The 1,745-nt window shown below is 43.3% G+C and carries 1 protein-coding gene; it reads left to right on the top strand.

Annotated features, from left to right (window positions below):
* Positions 1–663: 663 nt before the first annotated feature.
* Complete coding sequence (locus EV213_RS18675) at positions 664–1,419, top strand: polysaccharide deacetylase family protein (RefSeq protein WP_133582091.1); 756 nt, start codon at positions 664–666, stop codon at positions 1,417–1,419.
* The last annotated feature ends 326 nt before the right edge of the window (positions 1,420–1,745 follow it).

Genomic DNA, 1,745 nt, shown 5'->3' with positions numbered 1-1,745 from the left:
GCGTTCGTCCTGAGCCAGGATCAAACTCTCCATAATAGTATGGTCTGGCGTTCATCAGTTCTCACTGATGTTCCATTCCTGCGTTGTTGATTTAAATAAAATCAACGGGATTTATTTTACATGTCTTTCAACATGGCACGTTTTTTGCATTTGACTTCTGTTCAGTTTTCAAAGGACAAACTATTCAGTCGCTCACTTGGCGACTTCTACTATTCTACAATAACTCACTGGGCTAAGTCAACAACTTTTTTCAACGTTTTTGCTGGAAAAGTGTATGTCGTTTGCGTCAGCTTGAATAGAATACCACGGCAAAATTTTGTTGGCAACCTTTTTTTATGAAGTTGCGTACATTTTTCTTATATCGACGATGTCCAAATGCTCTTGAGGTGAGGTGACACGGGCAATAAGCTTTAAAAAGACACTATAACGCAACCTCATTTTTTCATTGTCCTTCGCACTTCCATAGGAGTCTTCCATATTGAAAAGAAGCTCTTTAGTTCGCTTTTGATCCTATACTTCATTTCGTTCTTCTCTTGTTCTGAAACAATGAAGCCCATTATTTACTTCTCACCTCATTGAAACAATTCACAACAACAACATATAAATGCACTTCCCCGCATATCATTTCTACAAACATGGCTTGGCCCACGAGGAGAGTGAGATATGTTTCATGTGGTGCACGCAAAAAGTCTCAAGGCGATCACTTTCATTGCGATTTTGGCTTTCTTCTGTGCATGGTTCCTGATGACGCAGTACTCAAGTACTGCAGCTTTATTTGCTTCCACTGACCAAGTGGATGCCGCGATTTATCACGGACCCTCCGATAAAAACAGGGTGGCATTAACCTTTAACATTACTTGGGGGGATGAACGAGCAAAACCAATTGTAGACTTCTTAAAGAAGGAAGGCATTACCGCTACGTTCTTTATGACTGGGGAGTGGGCAGAAAAACACCCTGATCTCGTTAGCGAAATGGTGAAGGATGGGCACGATATTGGGAGTCTTGGGTATATGTACAAAAGCTATGTTGATATGAAGCCTGGAGAGATGCGCTCAGATTTACAAAGAGCGGATGGGGTGTTTGCCAAGCTTAATGTCGAGGATGTTCATTTCTTCCGCCCTCCAAATGGGCACCTTTCTAAAGAAATGCTGGATACCATTCAAGACACTGGGTATCAGACCATCCATTGGAGTCTAAATTCGCAAGACTGGAAAAACCCTGGAGAAGCGTCCATTCTAGCGGAATTAGAAGAGACAAGCAATGGGGATATTCTTCTGCTTCACGCCTCTGACTCGGCGCAGCAAACACTTGATGTTATGCCTGACATTTTGGATATGTTGGAGAAAAAGGAATTGGTGCCGGTGACGTTGTCTGCTTTGCTTGATGATATGACGTTGGACACTAAGGAAGTTCATTAAGGTTCAGGCGGATGAGAAACGCTCGCTTTCTTCGTTGCTTTGCTTTGTCCGGTGCTCATTGCCCTTGTGGCAACTCCGCTCCTCTCAAAGCTTCACGCCTCGAAAGACAAACGTTTTCATTCCGCCTGAACTAATTAGATGTGGAGAAACGATTGCTTTCTTCGTTGTTTTGCTTTGTCCGGTGCTCATTGCCCTTATGGCAACTCCGCTCCTCTCAAAGCTTCACGCCTCGAAAGACAAACGTTTTCATTCCGCCTGAACTGATTAGATGTGGAGAAACGATCGCTTTCTTCGTTGTTTTGCTTTGTCCGGTGCTCATTGCCCTT

The sequence above is a fragment of the Aureibacillus halotolerans genome (genome assembly GCF_004363045.1).
In the GTDB taxonomy this organism is placed as follows: domain Bacteria; phylum Bacillota; class Bacilli; order Bacillales; family DSM-28697; genus Aureibacillus; species Aureibacillus halotolerans.
This window is presented reverse-complemented; position numbering and strand designations above follow the sequence as displayed.